19 protein-coding genes and 2 tRNA genes are annotated in these 20,978 nt (G+C 71.0%); 15 read left to right on the forward strand and 6 right to left on the reverse strand.

From position 1 onward, the window contains the following. Positions 1-37: 37 nt before the first annotated feature. On the reverse strand, positions 38-1,636 hold the full coding sequence (gene purF / locus QQM67_RS21895; RefSeq protein WP_314175724.1) for an amidophosphoribosyltransferase: 1,599 nt from the start codon (positions 1,634-1,636) through the stop codon (positions 38-40). A 206-nt stretch (positions 1,637-1,842) separates the two neighbouring features. Here purF and QQM67_RS21900 point away from each other — a divergent pair, with 206 nt between their 5' ends. Both QQM67_RS21900 and QQM67_RS21905 read left to right on the forward strand, forming a co-directional pair. Then, positions 1,843-2,496 carry a TetR/AcrR family transcriptional regulator gene (locus tag QQM67_RS21900; RefSeq protein WP_314175725.1) on the forward strand — a complete coding sequence of 218 codons (654 nt, stop codon included), beginning with the start codon at positions 1,843-1,845 and terminating at the stop codon, positions 2,494-2,496. Then, positions 2,493-4,199 (forward strand): FAD-dependent monooxygenase, encoded by a 1,707-nt coding sequence (locus tag QQM67_RS21905; RefSeq protein ID WP_314175726.1) that lies wholly within the window; start codon positions 2,493-2,495, stop codon positions 4,197-4,199. Before QQM67_RS21900 ends, QQM67_RS21905 begins: the two co-directional genes overlap by 4 nt. On the opposite strand, the gene QQM67_RS21910 is transcribed toward QQM67_RS21905, so the two are convergent. Further along, positions 4,171-4,989 (reverse strand): maleylpyruvate isomerase family mycothiol-dependent enzyme, encoded by an 819-nt coding sequence (locus QQM67_RS21910; RefSeq protein ID WP_314175727.1) that lies wholly within the window; start codon positions 4,987-4,989, stop codon positions 4,171-4,173. The genes QQM67_RS21905 and QQM67_RS21910 overlap by 29 nt on opposite strands. Before the next feature lie 153 nt (positions 4,990-5,142). Continuing rightward, positions 5,143-6,150: a LacI family DNA-binding transcriptional regulator gene (locus QQM67_RS21915; protein ID WP_314175728.1), complete on the reverse strand. Its 1,008-nt coding sequence runs from the start codon at positions 6,148-6,150 to the stop codon at positions 5,143-5,145. Between the two features lie 299 nt (positions 6,151-6,449). Between QQM67_RS21915 and QQM67_RS21920 the strand changes: the two genes are divergently transcribed. From QQM67_RS21920 to arfA, 4 genes are all read left to right on the forward strand, one after another. After that, positions 6,450-7,775, forward strand: coding sequence for an extracellular solute-binding protein (locus QQM67_RS21920; protein WP_314176175.1), 1,326 nt, complete (start codon positions 6,450-6,452; stop codon positions 7,773-7,775). After that, positions 7,772-8,686 carry a carbohydrate ABC transporter permease gene (locus QQM67_RS21925; RefSeq protein ID WP_314175729.1) on the forward strand — a complete coding sequence of 305 codons (915 nt, stop codon included), beginning with the start codon at positions 7,772-7,774 and terminating at the stop codon, positions 8,684-8,686. The genes QQM67_RS21920 and QQM67_RS21925 overlap by 4 nt, the downstream gene beginning before the upstream one ends. A gap of 5 nt (positions 8,687-8,691) precedes the next feature. Continuing rightward, entirely contained in the window at positions 8,692-9,579 is an 888-nt protein-coding gene (locus QQM67_RS21930; protein ID WP_314175730.1) for a carbohydrate ABC transporter permease, read from the forward strand. A gap of 63 nt (positions 9,580-9,642) precedes the next feature. Further along, complete coding sequence (gene arfA, locus QQM67_RS21935) at positions 9,643-11,172, forward strand: arabinosylfuranosidase ArfA (RefSeq protein WP_314175731.1); 1,530 nt, start codon at positions 9,643-9,645, stop codon at positions 11,170-11,172. A gap of 52 nt (positions 11,173-11,224) precedes the next feature. Here arfA and purL read toward each other — a convergent pair whose 3' ends face one another. From purL to purS, 3 genes are read right to left on the reverse strand one after another with little or no spacing between them, the layout of a single operon-like run. Beyond that, positions 11,225-13,570 (reverse strand): phosphoribosylformylglycinamidine synthase subunit PurL, encoded by a 2,346-nt coding sequence (purL, locus tag QQM67_RS21940; protein ID WP_314175732.1) that lies wholly within the window; start codon positions 13,568-13,570, stop codon positions 11,225-11,227. Next, positions 13,567-14,253, reverse strand: coding sequence for a phosphoribosylformylglycinamidine synthase subunit PurQ (gene purQ, locus QQM67_RS21945; protein WP_314175733.1), 687 nt, complete (start codon positions 14,251-14,253; stop codon positions 13,567-13,569). The genes purL and purQ overlap by 4 nt, the downstream gene beginning before the upstream one ends. After that, complete coding sequence (gene purS, locus QQM67_RS21950; RefSeq protein WP_314175734.1) at positions 14,250-14,519, reverse strand: phosphoribosylformylglycinamidine synthase subunit PurS; 270 nt, start codon at positions 14,517-14,519, stop codon at positions 14,250-14,252. Before purS ends, purQ begins: the two co-directional genes overlap by 4 nt. Positions 14,520-14,915: 396 nt before the next feature. Here purS and QQM67_RS21955 point away from each other — a divergent pair, with 396 nt between their 5' ends. The 9 genes from QQM67_RS21955 (at position 14,916) to QQM67_RS21995 (ending at position 20,656) form a co-directional block, all read left to right on the forward strand. After that, entirely contained in the window at positions 14,916-15,233 is a 318-nt protein-coding gene (locus QQM67_RS21955) for a histone-like nucleoid-structuring protein Lsr2 (RefSeq protein ID WP_314175735.1), read from the forward strand. A gap of 105 nt (positions 15,234-15,338) precedes the next feature. After that, positions 15,339-15,410 (forward strand) — tRNA-Gly (locus QQM67_RS21960). A 105-nt stretch (positions 15,411-15,515) separates the two neighbouring features. Continuing rightward, positions 15,516-15,591 (forward strand) — tRNA-Gly (locus QQM67_RS21965). Between the two features lie 208 nt (positions 15,592-15,799). After that, complete coding sequence (locus tag QQM67_RS21970; RefSeq protein WP_314175736.1) at positions 15,800-16,792, forward strand: ABC transporter ATP-binding protein; 993 nt, start codon at positions 15,800-15,802, stop codon at positions 16,790-16,792. After that, a complete protein-coding gene (locus QQM67_RS21975) occupies positions 16,789-17,601 on the forward strand; it encodes an ABC transporter permease (RefSeq protein ID WP_314175737.1) in 813 nt (270 codons plus the stop codon). Before QQM67_RS21970 ends, QQM67_RS21975 begins: the two co-directional genes overlap by 4 nt. Before the next feature lie 21 nt (positions 17,602-17,622). Next, positions 17,623-19,056 carry a sensor histidine kinase gene (locus tag QQM67_RS21980; RefSeq protein WP_314175738.1) on the forward strand — a complete coding sequence of 478 codons (1,434 nt, stop codon included), beginning with the start codon at positions 17,623-17,625 and terminating at the stop codon, positions 19,054-19,056. Beyond that, complete coding sequence (locus QQM67_RS21985; protein ID WP_314175739.1) at positions 19,053-19,694, forward strand: response regulator transcription factor; 642 nt, start codon at positions 19,053-19,055, stop codon at positions 19,692-19,694. The genes QQM67_RS21980 and QQM67_RS21985 overlap by 4 nt, the downstream gene beginning before the upstream one ends. 502 nt (positions 19,695-20,196) lie before the next feature. Beyond that, positions 20,197-20,370 (forward strand): hypothetical protein, encoded by a 174-nt coding sequence (locus tag QQM67_RS21990; RefSeq protein ID WP_314175740.1) that lies wholly within the window; start codon positions 20,197-20,199, stop codon positions 20,368-20,370. A gap of 106 nt (positions 20,371-20,476) precedes the next feature. After that, entirely contained in the window at positions 20,477-20,656 is a 180-nt protein-coding gene (locus QQM67_RS21995; protein WP_314175741.1) for a hypothetical protein, read from the forward strand. Positions 20,657-20,978: the final 322 nt, after the last annotated feature.

Consider the following 20,978-nt stretch of genomic DNA (forward strand, 5'->3'; position numbering starts at 1 on the left):
GACGGGAGTCGGCGGGGCGGGGACGGGGACCGGCCGGCTAGGGGCGTCGCAGCGCGTCGGTGCCGCCGACGCCGGCGGTGAGCGTTCCGACCCCGTCGACGTCGGGCACGGAGGGCTGCTCGGTGCTGCGCGCCGCTCCGCCCGTGCCGCCGCCGGGGGCTTCCGGCTCGCGGAGGTGCTTGCCCAGCAGCTCGGGGTCGGGCAGCGGCATCGGGTACTCGCCGTCGAAGCAGGCGCGGCACAGCTGCGGCTTGGCGATCGTGGTGGCCTCGGTCATCCCGTCGAGGGAGATGTACGCGAGGGAGTCGGCACCCAGCGACTTGCCGATCTCCTCGACGCTGAGCCCGTTCGCGATCAGCTCGGCGCGGTTGGCGAAGTCGATGCCGAAGAAGCACGGCCACTTGATGGGCGGCGAGGAGATCCGCACGTGGACCTCGGCCGCGCCCGCCTCGCGCAGCATGCGTACCAGGGCGCGCTGGGTGTTGCCGCGGACGATGGAGTCGTCCACGACGACGAGTCGCTTGCCGCTGATGACTTCCTTGAGCGGGTTGAGCTTCAGACGGATGCCGAGTTGGCGGATCGTCTGGCTCGGCTGGATGAACGTACGGCCCACATAGCTGTTCTTGACCAGGCCGCTGCCGTACGGGATGCCGCTGGCCTCGGCGTAGCCGATCGCCGCGGGGGTTCCGGACTCGGGGGTCGCTATGACGAGGTCGGCCTCGGCGGGCGCCTCGGCGGCGAGCTTGCGGCCCATCTCGACGCGGGAGAGGTAAACGTTCCGCCCGGCGATGTCCGTGTCGGGACGTGCCAGGTAGACGTACTCGAAGACGCAGCCCTTCGGCTTCGCTTCAGCGAATCGCGTGGAGCGCAGACCGTCCTCGTCGACGGCGATCATCTCGCCCGGCTCGACCTCGCGGATGAAGCTCGCGCCGACGATGTCCAGCGCCGAGGTCTCGCTCGCGACGACCCAGCCGCGCTCCAGCCGTCCGAGGACGAGGGGGCGCACGCCCTGGGCGTCGCGGGCGGCGTAGAGCGTGTGCTCGTCCATGAAGACGAACGAGAAGGCGCCCTTGACCTGGGGGAGGACGACGGGGGCGGCCTGTTCGACGGTGAGCGGCGTGCCGTCCTCGTCGGTCTGGCCCGCCAGCAGGGCCGTGACCAGGTCGGTGTCGTTGGTGGCGGCGACCCGGGTGGCTCGGCCGCTGTTCTCCGTCGACCGCTCGGCGACCAGCTCCGCCAGCTCGACGGTGTTGACCAGATTGCCGTTGTGGCCGAGCGCGATCGAACCGTGGCCGGTGGCGCGGAAGGTGGGCTGGGCGTTCTCCCACACGGATGCGCCCGTCGTCGAGTAGCGGGCGTGGCCGACGGCGATGTGGCCGCGCAGCGAGCCGAGGGAGGTCTCGTCGAAGACCTGAGAGACGAGGCCCATGTCCTTGAAGACCAGGATCTGGGAGCCGTTGCTGACCGCGATGCCCGCCGACTCCTGGCCGCGGTGCTGCAACGCGTACAGACCGAAATACGTCAGCTTCGCGACCTCTTCCCCGGGGGCCCAGACGCCGAAGACGCCGCAGGCGTCCTGGGGGCCCTTCTCTGCGGGGAGCAGGTCGTGACTTAGTCGTCCGTCACCACGTGGCACGTGGACGAGTCTAGGACAGGAGGCGCGTTGCTCCGAATCGGGGACACCTGGGGGCTCGTCGGGCCCTGAAGGCTCAGGGGGACGAATGGGATGACGTGCCGTGGCCGGAAGTCGGCGATGCCGGGCGGTGGGAGGGACGAGCGGCGGTTGATTTTTGCGAGGAACGCATATTTGCGCGTCACGCAAGAATTGCTTACGGTCGGCGCATGGACACCGGAGAGGCGGGGCGAGGCGGCGGGCTGCGGGAGCGCAAGAAGCACGAGACCCGCACCGCGCTGAGCTGGGCCGCCGTACGTCTCGCCGTCGAGCGGGGGCTGGGGAACGTACGGATCGAGGACATCGCCGCCGAGGCCGGCGTCTCCCCGCGCACCTTCAACAACTACTTCTCCAGCAAGGCCGAGGCCGTCGCCGCCCGTCATGTCGAGCGCGCGCACCGGATCGCGGAGGAGTTGCGCGCCCGCCCCGACTCCGAGCCGCTGTGGGACGCGGTCGTCAACGCGGCGCTGGCCCGGTTCGCGCTGGGGCAGGAGGGCGGCGGGGAGCGCCCGCCGGACGAGCAGTGGACGGCGGGGCTGCGCCTGATGCTCGCCGAGCCGGCGTTGCAGGGCGAGTTCCTCAAGGCCGATTCGGCGGCGGAGGCCGAGCTCGCGGCCGCGGTCGCGGAGCGTACGGGCACCGACGTGGGACGGGACCTGTATCCGGGGCTCGTCGCGGCGGCCGTCGGCGGTGCGATCCGTGTGGTCATGGAGCGGTATCTCGTCCCCGGGGCGTCCGAGTCCTTCTCGTCCCTGCTGCGCGACGCGCTCCAGCAGCTCGCCGCGGGGCTGCCCGAACCCGATCAGGAGGAAGGTCGTCCATGACTGCCGACGCGTTCGACGTCGTGATCGCCGGAGCCGGGCCCAACGGGCTGATGCTCGCGTGTGAGTTGAGTCTCGCCGGTGTGCGGCCGCTCGTGCTGGAGCGTCTGCCGGAGCGCACGCGGGAGAACCGGGCCAACGGCCTCGTCGGCCGGGTGGCCGTGATGCTCGACCGCCGCGGTCTGCACGAGCGCCTGAGCGGCAGCCCCGAGCCGCCCCGGCCCAGTCCGCGGTTCGTGTTCGGCGCGATGCCGCTGGAGCTGAGCAGGCTGGAGCGGAATCCGCTGTACGGGCTGGGGGTGCCGCAACTGCGCATCGAGCAGGTGCTGGAGGAGCGGGCCTTGGAGCTGGGGGTCGAGATCCGCCGCGGGCACGAGCTCACCGGGCTCTCGCAGAGCGAGGAGCGGGACGACGGAGACGGGGACGGAGACGGAGACGGGAAGCGGGACGGCGGCGGGGCCGTCGCGGATGTCGCGGGGCCCGCCGGGGCGTACCGGGTACGTGCGCGCTATCTCGTGGGCGCCGACGGCGGGCGCAGCGTCACGCGCAAGCTGGCCGGTATCGGCTTCCCGGGCGTGACCAGGGACGACACGGTCTCCCGCTCGGCGCACGTCACGGTGCCGTCCTCAATGACCGACCCGGCGACGGGCGGGCTGAACGTACCCGGGCACGGGCCGGTGCCGCCGTTCATGCACCACCGCACCGATCATGGGCTGTTCGCGTACGCGGCCTTCCCGGGGCGCCCGGCGATGGTGCACACCACCGAATGGGACGACGACGGCGGCGGCGACGGCGACTTCGGGGACGGCGACCGCGGCGGCCCGATGACGCTGGAGGAGATGCGGGCGAGCGTGCGCCGCGTGCTCGGCGCCGACCTGCCGCTCGGCCCGCCCGAGGGCGAGGGCCCGCATCTGCTGCGCCGCATCGAGGGCGGCAACACGAGGCTCGCGGACCGGTTCCGCTCCGGCCGCGTGCTGCTCGTCGGGGACGCCGCGCACGTGCACTCCGCGATAGGCGGGCCCGGGCTCAATCTGGGCCTTCAGGACGCGGTGAACCTGGGCTGGAAGCTCGCCGCCGAGGTGCGCGGCCGGGCGCCGCACGGGCTGCTGGACAGTTACGAGGCCGAACGGCGTCCGGTGGCCGAGCGGGTCGTGATGCACACGCAGGCGCAGCAGGCGCTGATCGCTCCGGGCGGTCAAGTCACGGCGCTGCGCGAGCTGTTCATGGAGCTGCTGGAGGACCCGGGCAACATCCGGCACATCGCGGAGATGATGGCGGGAGCCGACGTCCGCTACGACATGGGAGGCGGAGACGCCCATGAGGCGCACCCGCTGACCGGCACCTGGGCACCCGACGTCGTCGTGGACGCCGGTGACGGCCCCGTACGCCTCGCGGAGCTGACGCGGAACGCCCGGCCCCTGCTGCTGGATCTGACCGAGGGCGCCCTCCTCGCCGACGAAATACGGGCGTGGGGCGACCGCGTGGACGCCCTCGCCGCAAGGCCGTTGAACGCCGACGGCGACGCCGGGGCTGCTCCGGTCACCGCCATGCTGCTGCGCCCGGACTGCTATCTCGCCTGGGCTTCGTCGTCGGCTCGTCCCGGCGCGGGCGAGCGCGAGGGGCTCCGGGCCGCCACCGCCCGGTGGTTCGGCGGGGCGGCGGATGCCGCGCTCAGCCTCAGCCCATCAGGGGCAACAGGCCGCTGAGGTCGGCGCGTTCGCCGCTCGCGGAGACCGCCGCGGCCTCGCGTGCCTGCTCCCAGCCGATCCGTCCGGTCGCGAGGCGGATCCAGGTGAGCGGGTCGGTCTCGACGACGTTGGGGGGCGTGCCGCGCGTGTGCCGCGGCCCCTCCACGCACTGAACGACGGCGAAGGGCGGCACCCGCACCTCGACCGAGGCTCCCGGCGCCTTCACGGCGAGCGTGTCCGTGAGCACCCGTACCGTGGCGGCGAGCGCCTGCCGGTCGAAGGTGACGGCGTCGCCGGTGGCGCGTGCCAAGTCATCGCTGTGGACGACGAGTTCGACGAGCCGCGTCACCGTGAAGTCGAGCATCCGCATCGCTCCGGCGCCGTGCGGGATGAGCAGGTCGCCCCGTACGGCCGACTCCAGTACGGGCTCCAGCTGCGCGACAGCCTCGTCGATGCGGGCGGCGCCGCCGGCGGTAGCGCGCTCGGCCTCCTCGCGCGTCTCCCTGTCCAGTTCGGCCGCGCCGGTGCGGGTGGACAGCGCCCACGCCGTCAAGTCCGCTTCGGGTGCCGCGGCCTTGGACTCGGGGCCGGCGAGATGGCGCGGCACCGCGTCGATCTGAAGCGCGATGTGGACGAGCAGCCGGTGCACGTCCCACCCCGGGAGCCCCGAGGGGCGTGCGCACTGCTCGGCGGTCAGCGCGTGAGCGGCGGCGGTGACGGCCTCGACCTGGCCGATGAGCGCCTGCCGGACGCGGGCGGGGTCGTAGCTGCGTCGTGCTGGGGCTTTGCTGCGTTTGGCGGACGGCATGGTCAAGAGGTTAGAGGCTGGACGGACGGCTGGTGCGCCCACGTGCGCGGCCCCGGGCCCGGGCTCCGCGCGGCCCCGGGCTCAGGCCCTCCCGCTCCCGAGGCTCAGCTCCCGAGGCGCAGCTCCCGCGCCGCCCCGGCTTCCGCCGTCCCCCTACGCCGTGCTCTCCCGTACGACCAGCCGGTGCGCCGCGTGCAGCGTCGTGTGCGGCGCCTCCGGGTCGCCCGCGATCCGCGCGAGCAGCGCCTGCACCGCGAGTTGCGCGACCTGGCCCTTGTCGGGGGCGACGGTGGTCAGCGAGGGGACGGAGAAGCGCGTCTCCTCGATGTCGTCGAAGCCGATCACCGCGACGTCGCGGGGCACGCTGCGGCCCGCGTCGTGCACGGCCCGTACGACGCCGGAGGCGAGCAGGTCGGAGAAGCAGAAGACCGCGTCCGGCGGCTCGGGGAGCGCGAGCAGCCCGCGCATCGCGGCCATCCCGTCGGGACGGGTGAAGGCGGGCACGAGGGGCGTGAGCTCCGGCTCGTGCGGGAGCCCGGCGGCGGCGAGGGCCCGGAGGTAGCCGCGGGCCCGCTGCTGCGAGGTGGTTTTCAGCGGGTCGGACTGGAAGCCGACGGCGGCGATGCGGCGCCGGCCGCCCGCGATCAGATGGGCCGTGGCCTCCTGGGCGGCGAGGACGTTGTCGATCAGCACGTGGTCGGCGGGCACTTCGTAGTCGCGCTCGCCGAGAAGGACGAGCGGGACGCGGCGCTCGCGCCGTGCGAGCGTGGCCTGGTCGAGGCGCTGCGGCGAGAGGAGCACGCCGTCGATCAGCGGGTCGGACAGGCCGCAGGCGACGCGGAGTTCGGCCGCCGGATCGCCGCCGGTGTCGTCGATCAGGACGGACACGTCGTGCTCGCGGGCGGCGTCGATGACGGCCTTGGCCAGCTCGGCGAAGTAGGGCTGGACGAGCTCCGGCACGGCGAGGGCGATGACGCCGCTGCGGCCCGTACGCAGATGGCGGGCCGAGACGTTGGGCCGGTAGTCGAGCTCGTCGATGGCGCTCAGGACCCGCTGGCGGGTGGGCTCGGCGACGCGCACATTGCCTCGTACAACGTTAGAGACCGTCTTGATCGAGACGCCCGCCCGCTCCGCGACGTCCTTGAGTCTCGTCCCGGCCAATTCCGCTCCCCTCGAACGGGCTGCTGCCGCCCGCCCTTAGCTCGGCCCGCCCCGTGCGGACGAAAAGATCCGTCCGATGTGTTGACGTCAGATTACGCCCTGAGTACAACGTTGGAACAGCGGTTCCCGGATGCCCTGACAGGCGGCTGCCGACCGGCCTGACCGTGGCCGCACCCATGTTGATCCCGTACGTCACGGGCATTGCCGTGACCCAACAGACTCGCTATCTTCCAATCGAAATCCCGTACGTTGCACGATATTTCGAACAGATCCCGCGACGCTGAATGGGCGTGGTGCGCATGCACGGCAGGAGGAGGTTCCTCGGCGCGGTCGGTTCCCTCACGGCCGCCGGGGCCCTCAGCGGCTGCAGCTCCGCAGTCGGGCAGGCCTTCACCGGGGCGGCGGGCCCGGCCTCGCAGCTCGACTTCTGGCATCCCTTCACCGGTGGGGACGGCGCACAGCTGGTCTCGATGCAGAGCGAGTACCGGAAGCGCAACCCCGGCACCGACCTGAAGTCGACGACGCTGGTCTGGGGCGCCCCGTACTACACCAAGCTGACCCTGGCGACGCTCGGCGGGCGTCCGCCGCAGGTGGCGATCACCCACGTGTCCAGGCTGCCCACGCTCGCCGCGTCCGGACTGCTGCGGGAGATCTCCGGCTCCGAACTCGACGAACACGGCCTGTCCGGCGGCCGGTTCGCCAAGGGCGCCTTCCGTTCGGCGCAGCACGAGGGCAAGCTCTACGCGCTGCCGCTGGACACCCACCCCTTCGTCCTCTACTACCGCACCGACGTCGCGAAGAAGGCCGGGCTGCTGGACGGCGACGGGAAGCTGGTGGACGTCGACGGGCCGGACAAATTCCTCGACGCGATGCGGGCCGCGAAGGAAGTGACCGGCGTCTGGGGCGGCTCCATCGCGACCGTCAAGGACCCCGCCACCTGCTGGCGGCTCTTCTGGTCCCTCTACCGGCAGCTCGGCGCCGACCTCGTCACCGACGGCGGCCGGAAGGTGGTCATGGACGTCGGCGCGGCCGAGGAAGTGCTCGCCTACATCCGGCGCATGGCCGCCGAGAAGCTCATTCCACCGGGCGCCGACGGCGACGGCGGCGCGATCACGCTGCTGACCTCCGGCAAGGCCGGCTTCCTGATGGACGGCGAGTGGCAACTGCTCGCCGTGCAGGGGGCGGTGAAGGACAAGTTCGACATACGCACCTTCCCGCGGATCTTCCGCGATGCCCCGTACGCGTGCGCCGCGGACTCGCACGCCTTCATCCTGCCGAAGGCACCCTCCGAGGGGGCCCAACGGGCGGACAAGGCATTGGAGTTCGCCCGCTCGATGCTCGACGCCAGCCTCGACTGGGCCAAGGGCGGCCACATCCCCGCATGGCAGCCGACGGCGCGCTCCGGTGCCTACCACCGGCTGGAGCCGCAGGCGCACTACGCGGAGGCCGCCGACGGAGCGGCGTACGACCCGGCCGCCTGGTACTCCGGCGCCGACAGCAACCTCTACCGGCGCTTCAGTGACGTCATCACGTCCGTCGTGGGCGGCCACACCCGCCCGGCCCCCGGCGCAGCACGCATGCTCTCGGCCGCGAAGGACCTCGCAGGGATGGAGGCACCCGTATGAGCACCGCGACCGGCCCGCGTACTGCCAGGGACATGACGGCGGCCACCCGCTGGACCGCCTCCGGGATGCTGCTGCCCTTCGGCGTCTTCTACGTGCTCTTCCTGCTGGGACCCCTGCTCTACACGGCGGTCGCGGGCTTCTTCAACGACAGCTTGGTCAAGGACGGCCCCGGCGAGTGGGTCGGGACCGCGAACTACGCGGAGGCGCTCAGCTCTCCGGAGTTCTGGTCCAGCCTGGGCCACACGCTGTGGTTCACGGTGCTGACGACCGTGCCGCTGATGCTGCTCGCGCTGACGCTGGCCCTGATGACGGACCGCTTCTCGCGCGGCAAGTGGTTCTTCAGGCTGGCGTTCTTCGCCCCGTTCATGCTGCCGTCCTCGGTGATCGCGCTGCTCTTCATGTGGATCTACGCGGACCAGATCGGGCTGGCGCAAGGCGTGGTCAAGTGGTTCGGCGTGGAGGCGCCGCCGTCGTGGCTGGGCAGTCCGGACTGGGCGATGCTCTCGATCGCCGCCGCGACGATCTGGTGGACGATCGGCTTCAACTTCGTGATCTACCTGGCCGCGTTGCAGGAGATACCCCGCGACGTGCACGAGGCCGCCGCGATCGACGGCGCGGGGCCCTGGCAGCGGATCCTGCTCGTGGTCGTCCCGATGCTCGGGCGCGCGACCACGCTGGTGGCGGTGCTCCAACTGGTCGCGTCTCTCAAGGTGTTCGACCAGATCTACATGATGACGAACGGCGGGCCCGACGACGCCACCAGGCCCTCGCTGCTGTACATCTTCCAGACCGGGTTCACGGACGGCCGCGCCGGATACGCCTCGACCGTCGCGCTGCTGCTCTTCGTCATCATCCTGCTGATCTCACTCGTCTGGTTCGCCCTGATCCGGCGCACCGAGAAGGAGGGTTGAGCACGATGGCGACGCTCTCCCCCGCGGCACCCCGTACCGGCGAAGCCGCCCCCTCGAAGCCCCGGCACCGCGCCGATTCCGAGCAGCTGTTCAACCGGGTCACGCTCGGTGTGCTGATCGCCCTGGCGCTGCTGTGGCTGGTGCCGATCGCCTGGGCCGTGGCCACCTCCCTGCGACCGACCAACGACATCGCGACGAATCCGACCTCGTGGCTCGCGGACAACCCGACGCTCTCCTCGTACCAGGAACTCCTCGCGGCCGGGCGGATCCAGTACTGGTACCTGAACAGCTTCATCACCTCCACGCTGACGACGCTGCTGGCCGTGTGCACCACGTCGCTGGCGGCGTTCGCGCTGTCCCGGCTGAAGTTCCGGTACCGCCGGCCCGTCTTCCTGATCATCCTCGCCGGGGTCATGATCCCGCCCCAGCTGCTGATGATTCCGCAGTTCCTGACGTTGCAGGCCACGGGGATGCTCAACACCTACTGGGCGGTGATCCTGCCGCAGGTGCCGAACGTCGTCTCGGTCTTCGTCTTCAAGCAGTTCTTCGACGGCATCCCCGTCGAACTGACGGATGCGGCGCGGGCGGACGGCGCCACCTGGCTGCGGATCTACTGGCAGATCGTGATGCCGCTGTCCCGTCCGGCGATCTCCGCCGTGACGATCTTCGTCTTCGTCTGGTCCTGGAACAACTTCCTCTGGCCGCTCCTCGCGGTGACGGACCCGCAGATGATGACGCTTCCCGTCGGCCTGAACTCCGTACAGGACGCGTTCGGACTGCCGCAGGGCCAGCTCATGGCCTCGGCGGTGCTCGGCGCGCTGCCGCTGCTCACCGTCTTCCTCTTCTTCCAGCGCCGGATCGTCGAGGGCATCGCGGGCACCGGCATCAAGTGACGCCGCAGGCCGCCTGCTTGTGACCGTACGAGCTTCCCAGACTCCAGAAGGGCACCTCATCGAATGACCGACCAGCCCGCCGGAACGGCCCGCTTCACCATCGACCCCGACTTCGCACTCGGCACCGTGGACCCGCGGCTGTACGGGACGTTCGTCGAGCACATGGGCCGATGCGTCTACACGGGCATCTACGAACCCGGCCACGACACCGCCGACGAGCACGGCTTCCGCGGCGACGTTGCCGGGCTCGTGCGCGAACTGGGCACGGGCCTCGTGCGCTACCCCGGCGGCAACTTCGTCTCCGGCTACCACTGGGAGGACGGCGTCGGCCCGGCCGCCGACCGCCCGCGCCGCCTCGACCTGGCCTGGCGCAGCATCGAGACGAACCAAGTCGGCACCGACGAGTTCCTCGGCTGGGCCCGGCGGCAGGGCGTCGAGCCGATGATGGCCGTCAACCTCGGAACGCGCGGCATCGACGCGGCCCGAGCCCTCGTCGAGTACTGCAACGTCCCCGGCGGCACCGCGTGGTCGGACCTGCGCGTCAAGCACGGCGCACGCGAGCCGCACGGCGTGCGGCTGTGGTGCCTGGGCAACGAGATGGACGGACCCTGGCAGACGGGCCACAAGACGGCTACGGAGTACGGGCGCCTGGCGGCCACCGCCGGCAAGGCGATGCACCAGGTCGATCCCTCCATCGAGCTTGTGGTGTGCGGCAGTTCGAACGCGCGGATGCCGACGTTCGGCGAGTGGGAACGCGAGGTCCTGCACGAGACCTACGACGAGGTCGACTACCTCTCCCTGCACGCCTACTACGAGGAGACCGGCGGCGACCGGGCCAGCTTCCTCGCGAGCGGCGCCCAGATGGACGCCTACATCTCCGACATCGTCTCCACCGCCGACCATGTGCGGGCGGTGCGCCGTTCCACGAAGCGGATCGACCTCTCCTTCGACGAGTGGAACGTCTGGTACCAGTCCCGCTTCCCGGGCGAGCGCGCGCTTCCGCTCCAGGAGCAGCCGCGGCTGATCGAGGACACGTACAGCGTCACGGACGCGGCCGTCGTCGGCTCCCTGCTGATCACGCTGCTGCGTCACGCGGACCGGGTGGCCATCGCCTGCCTCGCCCAACTCGTCAACGTCATCGGCCCGATACGCACCGAGCCGGGCGGCCCCAGCTGGCGGCAGACCACCTTCCACCCCTTCGCGCTGACGGCACGGCACGCCCGCGGGACGGTGCTGCGCACGGAGGTCTCCGGTCCGGTCGTCGAAACGCCCAAGCACGGGCCCGTACAGGCGCTCGACGCGGTCACCACGCTGGACGAGGAGACCGGCGAGCTGACGGTGCTGACCATCAACCGCGGCCAGGAGGAGAGCCTGGGCCTGCGGGCGGCGCTTCGGGGGCTGGGCGAGCCGTACCGCGTCGTCGAGCACGTCGCGATCGCCGACTCCGACCCGGACGCGGCCAACACGGAGGCCGAACCGGACCGCGTCACGCCGCAGACCGTGCAGGGCACGGCCGTGAACGGGGAGGGCGAGCTGGAGGCGGTGCTGGCACCGGTCTCCTGGAACATGATCCGGCTCGCGCCGAACCGCTGACGGCCGCCGTACGAGCCGCCGCGGTCAGGCCGTGACCGCGGCGGACCCGCCGTCAGCCCTGAGGACCGTCCGGGGACGGCGCCCCCGGAGCCGCCGCGGCGCCGAACAGCGCCGGGAGCGTGCCCTCGTACGCCTCGCGCAGCTCCCGCAGCGGCACGCTGAACTGGCCCTGGATCTCGATCTCTTCGCCGTCCACGACACCGATGCGCGCCGCCGGCAGCCCGCGCGCCCCGCACATGTCGTTGAAGCGGACCTCCTCGCTCCGCGGGACGGCGACGAGCGCGCGCCCCTGTGACTCGGAGAAGAGGAAGACGAACGGCGACAGCCCGTCCGGCACGACCACGCGCGCACCGTTGCCGCCCTTGAGGCAGGACTCGGCGAGCGCCTGGATCAGGCCGCCGTCGCTCAGGTCGTGCGCGGCGTCGATCATCCCGTCCCGGGAGGCGGCGATCAGGATCTCCGCGAGCAGCCTCTCGCGCTCCAGGTCGACCGCCGGAGGCAGCCCGCCCAGGTGTCCGTGCGCGACCTGGGACCAGGCGGAGCCGCCCAGCTCCTCGCGCGTCTCGCCCAGCAGATAGAGCAGTTGCCCCTCCTCGGCGAAGGCGATGGGCGTGCGGCGGCTCACGTCGTCGATGACTCCGAGGACGCCCACGACAGGCGTCGGATGGATCGCCGCCTCGCCGGTCTGGTTGTAGAGCGAGACGTTGCCGCCGGTCACCGGCGTCCCCAGCGCGCGGCAGCCGTCGGCGAGCCCGCGGCACGCCTCGGCGAACTGCCACATGGCCGAAGGGTCCTCCGGCGAGCCGAAGTTGAGGCAGTCGGTGACCGCGAGCGGACGGGCCCCCGTCGCCGCGACGTTCCGGTACGACTCGGCCAGCGCGAGCTGCGCGCCCGTGTACGGATCGAGCTTCGCGTAGCGGCCGTTGCCGTCCGTGGCGACCGCGACCCCGAGGCCCGTCTCCTCGTCGACCCGGATCATGCCGCCGTCCTCCGGCTGTGCCAGCACGGTGTTGCCGAGCACGTAGCGGTCGTACTGATCGGTGATCCACGACTTGGACGCCTGGTTGGGCGAGGAGAGCAACGCGAGGGCGGCGGCGCGCAGTTCGGCGCCGGTCCCGGGCCGCGGCAGCGCCGCCGCGTCGTCCGCCTGCAACCGGTCCTGCCAGGGCGGGCGCTCGTACGGGCGGTGGTAGACGGGCCCCTCGTGCGCGACCGTCCGCGGAGGCACGTCGACGATCTGCTCGCCGTGCCAGTAGATCTCCAGCCGCTCGCCCTCGGTCACCTCACCGATGACCGTGGCGATGACGTCCCACTTCTCGCAGATCTCCAGGAAGCGGTCGACCTTGTCCGGCTCGACCACCGCGCACATGCGCTCCTGCGACTCGCTCATGAGGATCTCCTCGGGGGAGAGCGAGGAGTCGCGCAGCGGCACGGTGTCCAGCTCGACGCGCATGCCGCCGCTGCCCGCGCTGGCCAGCTCGGACGTGGCGCAGGACAGGCCGGCGCCGCCCAGGTCCTGGATGCCGGCGACCAGCTTCTCGCGGAAGATCTCCAGGGTGCACTCGATGAGGAGCTTCTCCTGGAACGGGTCCCCGACCTGGACCGCCGGCCGCTTCGCGGGGCCCTTCTCGGGGTCGGTCTCCTCGAACGTCTCGGACGCCAGCACCGATACGCCGCCGATGCCGTCGCCGCCCGTGCGCGCCCCGTAGAGGACGACCTTGTTGCCGGTGCCCGAGGCCTGCGCGAGGTGGATGTCCTCGTGCTTCATCACGCCGACGCACAGCGCGTTGACCAGGGGGTTGCCCTGATAGCAGGGGTCGAAGACCGCCTCGCCGCCGATGTTGGGCAGGCCGAGGCAGTTGCCGTAGCCGCCGATGCCGGCGACGACGCCGGGCAGCACCCGCCTGGTGTCGGGGTGGTCGGCGGCGCCGAAGCGCAGCGGGTCCATCACGGCGACCGGCCGGGCGCCCATCGCGAGGATGTCGCGGACGATGCCGCCGACGCCCGTGGCCGCTCCCTGGTACGGCTCGACGTAGCTGGGGTGGTTGTGGGACTCGACCTTGAAGGTGACGGCGTAGTCCTGGCCGATGTCGACGACTCCGGCGTTCTCGCCGATGCCGACGAGCATCGCCGTGTTCTCCTGCTGTCCCGGGGCCTTCTCGCCGAACTGCTTCAGATGCACCTTGCTGCTCTTGTACGAGCAGTGCTCCGACCACATCACCGAGTACATGGCCAGCTCGGCCCCCGTCGGGCGGCGGCCGAGGATCTCGCGGATGCGCTCGTACTCGTCCTGCTTCAGGCCGAGTTCGGCCCAGGGCTGCTCGGCGCCGGGGGTGCCTTCGGCGTGCTTGACGGTGTCGAGGGCCGTGCGCGGCGCGGACCGGGTGGACGGTGTCATGCGGTGACCAGCCTCTTGAGTACCGAGGTGAAGAAGCCCAGCCCGTCGGTCGTCGGCCCGGTGAGGGTCTCGACGGCGTGCTCGGGGTGCGGCATGAGGCCGACCACGTTCCCGGCCTCGTTGGAGATGCCCGCGATGTCGCGGCGGGAGCCGTTGGGGTTGCCGCCGAGGTACCGGAAGACGACGCGGCCCTCGGCCTCCAGCGCGTCGAGGGTGCGCTCGTCGGCGACGTAGCCGCCCTCGCCGTTCTTGAGCGGGACGGTGATCTCCTGGCCCTCTGCGTAGTCGGCGGTCCAGGCCGTGTCCGCCCGCTCGACGCGCAGCCTCTGGTCGCGGCAGACGAAGTGCAGATGGTCGTTGCGGGTCAGCGCTCCGGGCAGCAGATGCGCCTCGCAGAGCACCTGGAAGCCGTTGCAGATGCCGAGCACGGGCAGACCGGCGCGGGCCTGCTCCAGCAGGGGCTCCATGACGGGCGAGAAGCGGGCGATGGCACCGCAGCGCAGATAGTCGCCGTACGAGAAGCCGCCCGGCAGCACGACCGCGTCCACCCCGCGCAGATCCGCCTCGCGGTGCCAGAGCTCGACCGGCTCGCCGCCGGCGAGCCGGACGGCCCGGCGGGCGTCGCTCTCGTCCAGCGATCCGGGAAAGGTGACGACGCCGATGCGTCCGAGACCGCCGGTCACGCAGCGGCTCCCTCTTCGGCGTCCTCTTCGACGCGCACGGTGTAGTTCTCGATCACGGTGTTCGCGAGGAACGTCCCCGCCAGTTCGTGAATGCGGGCCACGGCCTCGTCGGTGACGGGTTCCGCCACCTCCAGTTCGAAGCGCTTGCCCTGGCGTACGCCCTCGATGCCGTCGAAGCCGAGGCGCGGCAGTGCTCGCTGCACCGCCTGTCCCTGCGGATCGAGGATCTCCGGCTTCAGCATGACGTCGACTACGACGCGAGCCACAGGTACTCCCGGTGATGGTGATGTGCTGAGCGATGGTGCGTGCTGCCAGCGAAGCGACGCGTCCGCCAGCCTACCGGGCCCGCGAATCTACGCGCGTTGATACGCGTTGATATCCCGCCCTCCGCCTCGCCGTATGCGCTTTCCTCCGCACTGCGTCCGCATGAGCACGCCCGGAGCTCTGGGAAAAATGCCGTGAAAAAAGTATGGTCTCGATTGCGGTCTGACACGCGAGTCGAAATACTCTCGCTTCACATTGCAAAGCCCGCCGCTGTACAAAAGAAAAAGCCCCACCCCCAATCCTCGCGGATCACTCGCGTCTCCTCCTGGGCTTCTCCCCATGTCAGCGCGGAGAATCGTGTGATCCATTTCGTGATCCTGATGGAAGGTCCGATATCCGTGGCACAACGCGTAGTGGTCACCCTCTCCGACGACCTGGACGGCGGAGAAGCATCGGAAACTGTCTCCTTCGGGCTCGACGGGAAGTCGTACGAGGTCGACCTCAACATCGAGAACGCGAAGAAGCTGCGTGAGGACCTGTCACCCTTCGTCGAAGCCGGCCGCAAGCGGGCCAAGTCGGGCAAGGCCTACCACCGCACCTCGGTGGCGCCGGACCCGCGCGCCGTCCGCGCGTGGGCCGAGTCCAACGGCTTCGAGGTGCCCGCCCGCGGCCGCATCCCGAAGAAGGTCTACGACGCCTTCAACGCCTCCCGTTGACACCCGCGCCCGGCCCGTACGCGGGCCGGGCGGCCCGACTTGCCACGGACCCCGGTTGATCCGCTAGAGTCGGGCCCGCGCCGCGAGGGAAACCTTGCGGAACGCGCGGGTGTAGCTCAGTAGTAGAGCGCCCCCTTTCCAAGGGGGAGGCGCAGTGTGCGATTCCTGTCACCCGCTCTCGTCCTCACCGGATCCGGCATCGGAGACGATCAGGTACAGTGGGGGCACCTTTCCACGGGGCCACCTCCCGGCGAAGCCGACGAGGGAGCCGAGTGGAAGCGCGCGGACGTAGCTCAGTTGGTAGAGCGCAACCTTGCCAAGGTTGAGGTCGCGAGTTCGAGCCTCGTCGTCCGCTCCAAGCACAGCGATTCAAGAGAGCCCCGGTCTTCGGACCGGGGCTGTTTCATTTCCGCTTCTGCCGACTCCCGCAACTCCCGTCCCCCGCGGCCGTCCCGTCCCGTCCGGGAGCCGTGTGAAGGAGTCCTCGTCCGCGTATGAGGTTCGTCATACGTACTCGTGACAGCTCGCACCGGGCGGCCCCGGGCACGGGCGGAAGACTGATGAGCATGGATGCGATCCAGGTCGAAGGACTCAAACGGCGATACGCGAAGGGCTTCGAGGCCGTGCGCGGCGTCTCGTTCTCCGTACGGGAAGGCGAGATCTTCGCGCTGCTGGGGACGAACGGAGCCGGCAAGACCTCCACGGTCGAGTTGCTGGAGGGCCTGGCCCGGCCCAGCGGCGGCGAGGTGAAAGTGCTCGGCTTTGACCCGTTCTCGGAGCGCACCGCGGTGCGGCCCCGGACCGGTGTGATGCTCCAGGAGGGCGGATTCCCTTCGGAGTTGACGGTCACCGAGACCATACGGATGTGGGCGGGCTGCACCAGCGACCCACGCCCCATCGGCGAGGTCCTGGCCCAGGTCGGGCTCTCGGACCGGCGCGCGAACGTCCGCGTGAAGCAGCTGTCCGGCGGCGAACGGCGGCGCCTGGACCTGGCGATGGCGCTCGTCGGGCACCCGGAGGTGCTCTTCCTGGACGAGCCGACCACCGGCATGGACCCGGAAGGGCGCCGGGACACCTGGGAGTTGGTGCGCGAGCTGCGCAGGGCCGGCACGACGGTGCTGCTGACGACGCACTACCTGGAGGAGGCCGAGGAGCTGGCCGACCGGCTGGCCATCATGCGCGCGGGGCGCATCGTCACCGCGGGCACTCCGGAACAGGTCGTCGCGGAGCGTCCGTCCAGCATCCGCTTCACGCTGCCGGACGGGCTCTCGCCGGGTCATCTGCCCCCGGCGCTGCCGCCGGCCACCGTGCGGGAGGGCCGCGTCGAGATCCGTACGCCGCAGCTCCAGGCGGTGCTCACGGATCTGCTGCTCTGGGCGCGGCAGACCGGCGTCGAACTGCCGGGTCTGCACGCGCGGACGGCCACGCTCGAAGAGGTGTTCCTGGAGATCGCGCAGCGTCCCGAGGACGACGACGCAGGCCAGGACGGGCAGGCCCCGGGGCGTGCGCACGGCGGGGACGGGACGGCACCGGGCGAGATGGAGGTGGAGCGCGTATGAGCACCACGGACGTGGCGACGGTGAAGGCCCCGCGCAGGGCGGACACTTCGGGCATGGGACGGCGGCTGCGCGCGCTCGGCCGCGCCGAACTGACGCTGCTGATGCGGAACAAGGCGATGCTCTTCGTCGCGCTGGCCACCCCCGTCCTGCTGACGGTCCTGATGCGCCAGACCATCAGCGGCATGAGCCTCAAGGGCACAGGACTGTCCACGGGCACGGTGCTGATCCCGGGCTCGATCGGCTACGTGCTGGTCTTCGCCGTGTACGCCAATCTCACCGGCATCTATGTGACGCGGCGCGAGGAACTGGTGCTCAAGCGGCTGCGCACCGGCGAGGCGAGCGACGGCGAGATCCTCACCGGCAGCGCGCTGCCCTCGCTGGTGCTGGCGCTCGGGCAGTGCGTGCTGCTGCTCGGCGGCGGTGCGGCCGTACTCGATCTGGCGCCGCCGGAGCGGCCCGAACTCGTCGCCGCCGGGCTGCTGCTGGGGCTGGTGCTGATGGTGCTGCTGGCGGCGGTGTCCGCCGCGTTCACGCGGACCACGGAGGCCTCGCAGATCACCACGTTCCCCTTCATGGCGATCTCCTTCGTCGGGTCCGGCGTGGTCGTTCCGCTGGACGTCATGCCGGACACCCTCGCCGACGTGTGTTCACTTCTGCCGGTTTCGCCGACGATGGAGCTCGTACGGAACGGCTGGGTGGGCACGCTGAGCGGAGTGGACACCGCACAGGCACTGGCCGTACTGGTGGTGTGGATCGTCCTCGGGACGCTCGGCGTACGGCGCTGGTTCCGCTGGGAGCCGCGCCGGTAGACGGATGAGGAGCACGGGCACGTGATCGGCTGGTGGGTGGCCCCGAAGTACCGCCGCTGGCAGGAGCGCAGCAGCCACGAGCAGGTCGAGGCGTCGACCAGGTGGATGCTCGCGGCGTACTCCTGGGCGATACTCGTCGGCTTCGTCGTGCCGCTGGTGCCGAACGCGGGCCCCGGTGCTCTTCCCCTCTCGCTCGCCTGGGCGGTCTTCGGGACGGGCCTGGTGCTGTGCCTGCTGTGTACGGGCGCGCTGCGCCAGGCCCTCGACGGCTATCTGGGCACGCAGACCGTTCCGGGCACGCGCCTCGTCCTGCCGGCCGCGCTCGTGGGTGCGATGACCGCGCTGACGGTGGCGCTGGTCGCGCTCGGCTCGGTCGAGGGCGGGCTGACCGTCGGGCTCGCGCTGTACGGGACGGTGGCGCCGTTCGCCGTGACGTTCGGGGTGACGGTGCCGCGGCGGACGGCGGGGGTCGCGCTGTGCGGGTTCCTCGCGGCGACGCTGCTCGCGCTGGCCGCGGTGGGGATGCCGTGGGCGGCGGTCCTGGGGACTGTGGTCGTGGTGGCGTTCGGCGGCGTCGTCTCCGTCTTCACGGGCCGCTCGTCCGCCTGGTACATCGCCGTCATCAGGGAGTTGCAGGAGGCGCGGGGCGTGCAGGCGCGGCTCGCGGTCGCCGAGGAGCGGCTGCGCTTCAGCCGCGATCTGCACGACGTGATGGGACGGAATCTCTCGGCGATCGCGCTCAAGAGCGAACTGGCGGCCCAGCTGGCCCAGCGCGGGTCGTCGGCCGAGGCGTCCGTCGAGCAGATGACGCAGGTGCAGCGCATCGCGCGCGAGTCGCAGTCGGAGGTGCGGGCGGTGGTCCGCGGCTACCGTGACGTCGATCTGTCCACCGAACTCGCGGGCGCGCGGGGCATTCTGCGCGCCGCGGGCGTCGACTGCCGCGCGGACGACGGGGGTTCGGGGCTGCCGGCTCCGGTGCAGGCCGCGCTGGGCTGGGTCGTACGGGAAGGCGCGACGAATGTGCTGCGGCACGCGGACGCGACATGGTGCACGGTATGGGTGGGCACGGACCCCGCGGGCGGCAGTGCGCTGCTGGTGCTGGAGAACGACGGGGTACGCGCCCCGGCCGACGGCGGCGGCAGCCGTGCGGGCTCCGGGCTCGCGGGGCTGCGCGAGCGCCTCGACGGGGTCGGCGGCACCCTGCGGGCCGCGCTGGACGAGGAGAAGGGGACGTACCGGCTGACGGCGGAGGTCCCGCTCGCGGCGGCGGCCGACGGGAGCAACGACGGCGGGGACGAGGGCGGTACGAGCGGCGGCGGCACGGACAGCGGCCGCACGGACAGCCGCGGCGCGGCGGACGGCGCGGGCGGCACCGGTGCCGTCGCGGGTGCCGGTGCCGTTCCGGGCGCCGGTACCGGCACCACGTCCAAGGACCGGAAGGACACGGCGGAGTGAGCGACGCGCAAGGCGAGCCCGGACCGGGCGGCGGCATCCGCGTCCTGCTCGCCGACGACGAGCATCTGATCCGCGGTGCGCTGGCCGCGCTGCTCGCGCTGGAGGACGACCTCGTGATCGTCGCGGAGGCGGCGTCCGGCCCGGAGGCGCTGGCGATGGCCCGTGCCCGACGGCCCGACGTGGCCGTGCTGGATCTCCAGATGCCGGGCGCCGACGGCGTGAAGGTCGCGACGCAGCTGCGCGACGAACTGCCCGGGTGCCGGACCATGATCGTGACGAGTCACGCACGGCCGGGCCATCTCAAGCGCGCGCTCGCGGCGGGCGTGCGGGGGTTCGTGCCGAAGACCGCGTCCGCACAGCAGCTCGCGGAGATCATCCGTGCGGTGCACGGCGGAACCCGTTACGTGGACCCGGAGTTGGCGGCCGACGCGATCAGCACGGGCGACTCGCCGCTGACCGCTCGTGAGACGGAACTGCTGGAGCTGGCGGCGGACGGTGCTCCCGTCGCGGAGATCGCGGAGCGCGTCTCGCTCACTCCGGGGACGGTGCGCAACTACCTCTCGGCCGCGACGGCGAAGCTGGGCGCCGGGAACAGGCACGCGGCCGCGCGCATGGCGCGCGAGCGCGGCTGGCTCTGAGCCCCGCGGGCGGCCTTTACACGCGGCAACGGCGCCCACACGCGGACGAATTCGGGCCATTCAGCTGTGAACTCCCAAGGCAGGGCAAGCATTCCTCAGGCGGATATACTTCTCTATCTCTTGCTTACCCCCGTGCCAAATCTCAAAGATTGAGGTTTACTTGAGATTCGCGAGCGGCAAACCGTAATGAGACTCTGACCAGCGACGCTCTGGTACAGGCCTTTATCAGCCGTGGCATAAAGCTGTCGCATCGCGCTGCAACAAACTGTCACGGATTCCTCTTCTGCCGTGCATCACGCGCTGGCATCTTCATCCCTGCGGAAGCGAACCTGGGCATTCACGGGGAGGCAAGCGTGCGCCGGTCCGCCTTGCTGCAGTTTACGGTGACGACCGAAAGCTCAACCGACGGGGGATCTGCGCCCGGTGACCACCTTGGGCTTCCTGGCTTCGACCACTTTCGCGAGGAACAGCCAGTCATGTCTCACATGCACGGAGGAATCCAATGCTGGAAGAGAAGCTGAATCTTCAAATTCGGGATGAGCTGCACGAGGAGCACGCCGGCGAGATCGCCGAGGAAGCGGCTCCGGTCCTCGCCACCCCCGCCCTCGCGGGTGCTTTCGTCGGCGGTGCCGCCGTGGTGACCGGCGCGTACGCCGCCGGCAAGGCCGTCGGCTGACCTTCGGGCCCGATCCGCGGCCGGCCGACTCGGTCCGGTCGTCGACCACTTCCCTTCCGGTGACGAAGAGGCTCCGGAAGATCCAGAGCAGAACAGGAGTGCGCACATGAACGATGTGACTTCGCACATCAACAAGTCCGCGGAGCTCGCCTCCGTGGAGATCACCGACGCCGAGGGTGTCGTCTTCACCGACTACACCCCGGTGATGGGCACCCCCGGCGCCTTCCTTGGCGGCGTCGCCATCGCGTCCGCGACGGTTGCGGCCTTCGAGGCGGGCCAGGACTGATCCGGCTCCGACCCGTCATTCACGCGCCCACGTGGTCCCCCTTCTGCGTGGCCGGGTGAACTCGGGGCTCCGCCCGGTCGGCCGGTCCTGACACCGGCCGACCGGGTAACACCATCACTGATGAAGATTTCTTTCAAGTCGGCCCAGACCAACTGCCTTGCATTTCCGCATTCTTTCCTGATTCTCCGCACTTGCCTTCGCACCACGCCTCCTGCCAATCACCCCGAAATCGGACTGCCCGACACCCCGCACTCCGGGACCCCGGCACCGAGGAGACCGACGTGAAATCGCTCGCCAAAAAGCTGACCTCGACTTTTCTCGG

This window comes from Streptomyces winkii (genome assembly GCF_032248595.1).
In the GTDB taxonomy this organism is placed as follows: domain Bacteria; phylum Actinomycetota; class Actinomycetes; order Streptomycetales; family Streptomycetaceae; genus Streptomyces; species Streptomyces winkii.

Bases quoted from the DNA above. Each gene is read 5' to 3' on its own strand.
- QQM67_RS21900 (WP_314175725.1), top strand. From the start codon at position 1,843: ATGGACACCGGAGAGGCGGGGCGAGGCGGCGGGCTGCGGGAGCGCAAG.
- QQM67_RS21905 (WP_314175726.1), top strand. From the start codon at position 2,493: ATGACTGCCGACGCGTTCGACGTCGTGATCGCCGGAGCCGGGCCCAAC.
- QQM67_RS21910 (WP_314175727.1), bottom strand. From the start codon at position 4,989: ATGCCGTCCGCCAAACGCAGCAAAGCCCCAGCACGACGCAGCTACGAC.
- QQM67_RS21920 (WP_314176175.1), top strand. From the start codon at position 6,450: ATGCACGGCAGGAGGAGGTTCCTCGGCGCGGTCGGTTCCCTCACGGCC.
- QQM67_RS21925 (WP_314175729.1), top strand. From the start codon at position 7,772: ATGAGCACCGCGACCGGCCCGCGTACTGCCAGGGACATGACGGCGGCC.
- QQM67_RS21930 (WP_314175730.1), top strand. From the start codon at position 8,692: ATGGCGACGCTCTCCCCCGCGGCACCCCGTACCGGCGAAGCCGCCCCC.
- arfA (WP_314175731.1), top strand. From the start codon at position 9,643: ATGACCGACCAGCCCGCCGGAACGGCCCGCTTCACCATCGACCCCGAC.
- purL (WP_314175732.1), bottom strand. From the start codon at position 13,570: ATGACACCGTCCACCCGGTCCGCGCCGCGCACGGCCCTCGACACCGTC.
- QQM67_RS21970 (WP_314175736.1), top strand. From the start codon at position 15,800: ATGGATGCGATCCAGGTCGAAGGACTCAAACGGCGATACGCGAAGGGC.
- QQM67_RS21975 (WP_314175737.1), top strand. From the start codon at position 16,789: ATGAGCACCACGGACGTGGCGACGGTGAAGGCCCCGCGCAGGGCGGAC.
- QQM67_RS21990 (WP_314175740.1), top strand. From the start codon at position 20,197: ATGCTGGAAGAGAAGCTGAATCTTCAAATTCGGGATGAGCTGCACGAG.
- QQM67_RS21995 (WP_314175741.1), top strand. From the start codon at position 20,477: ATGAACGATGTGACTTCGCACATCAACAAGTCCGCGGAGCTCGCCTCC.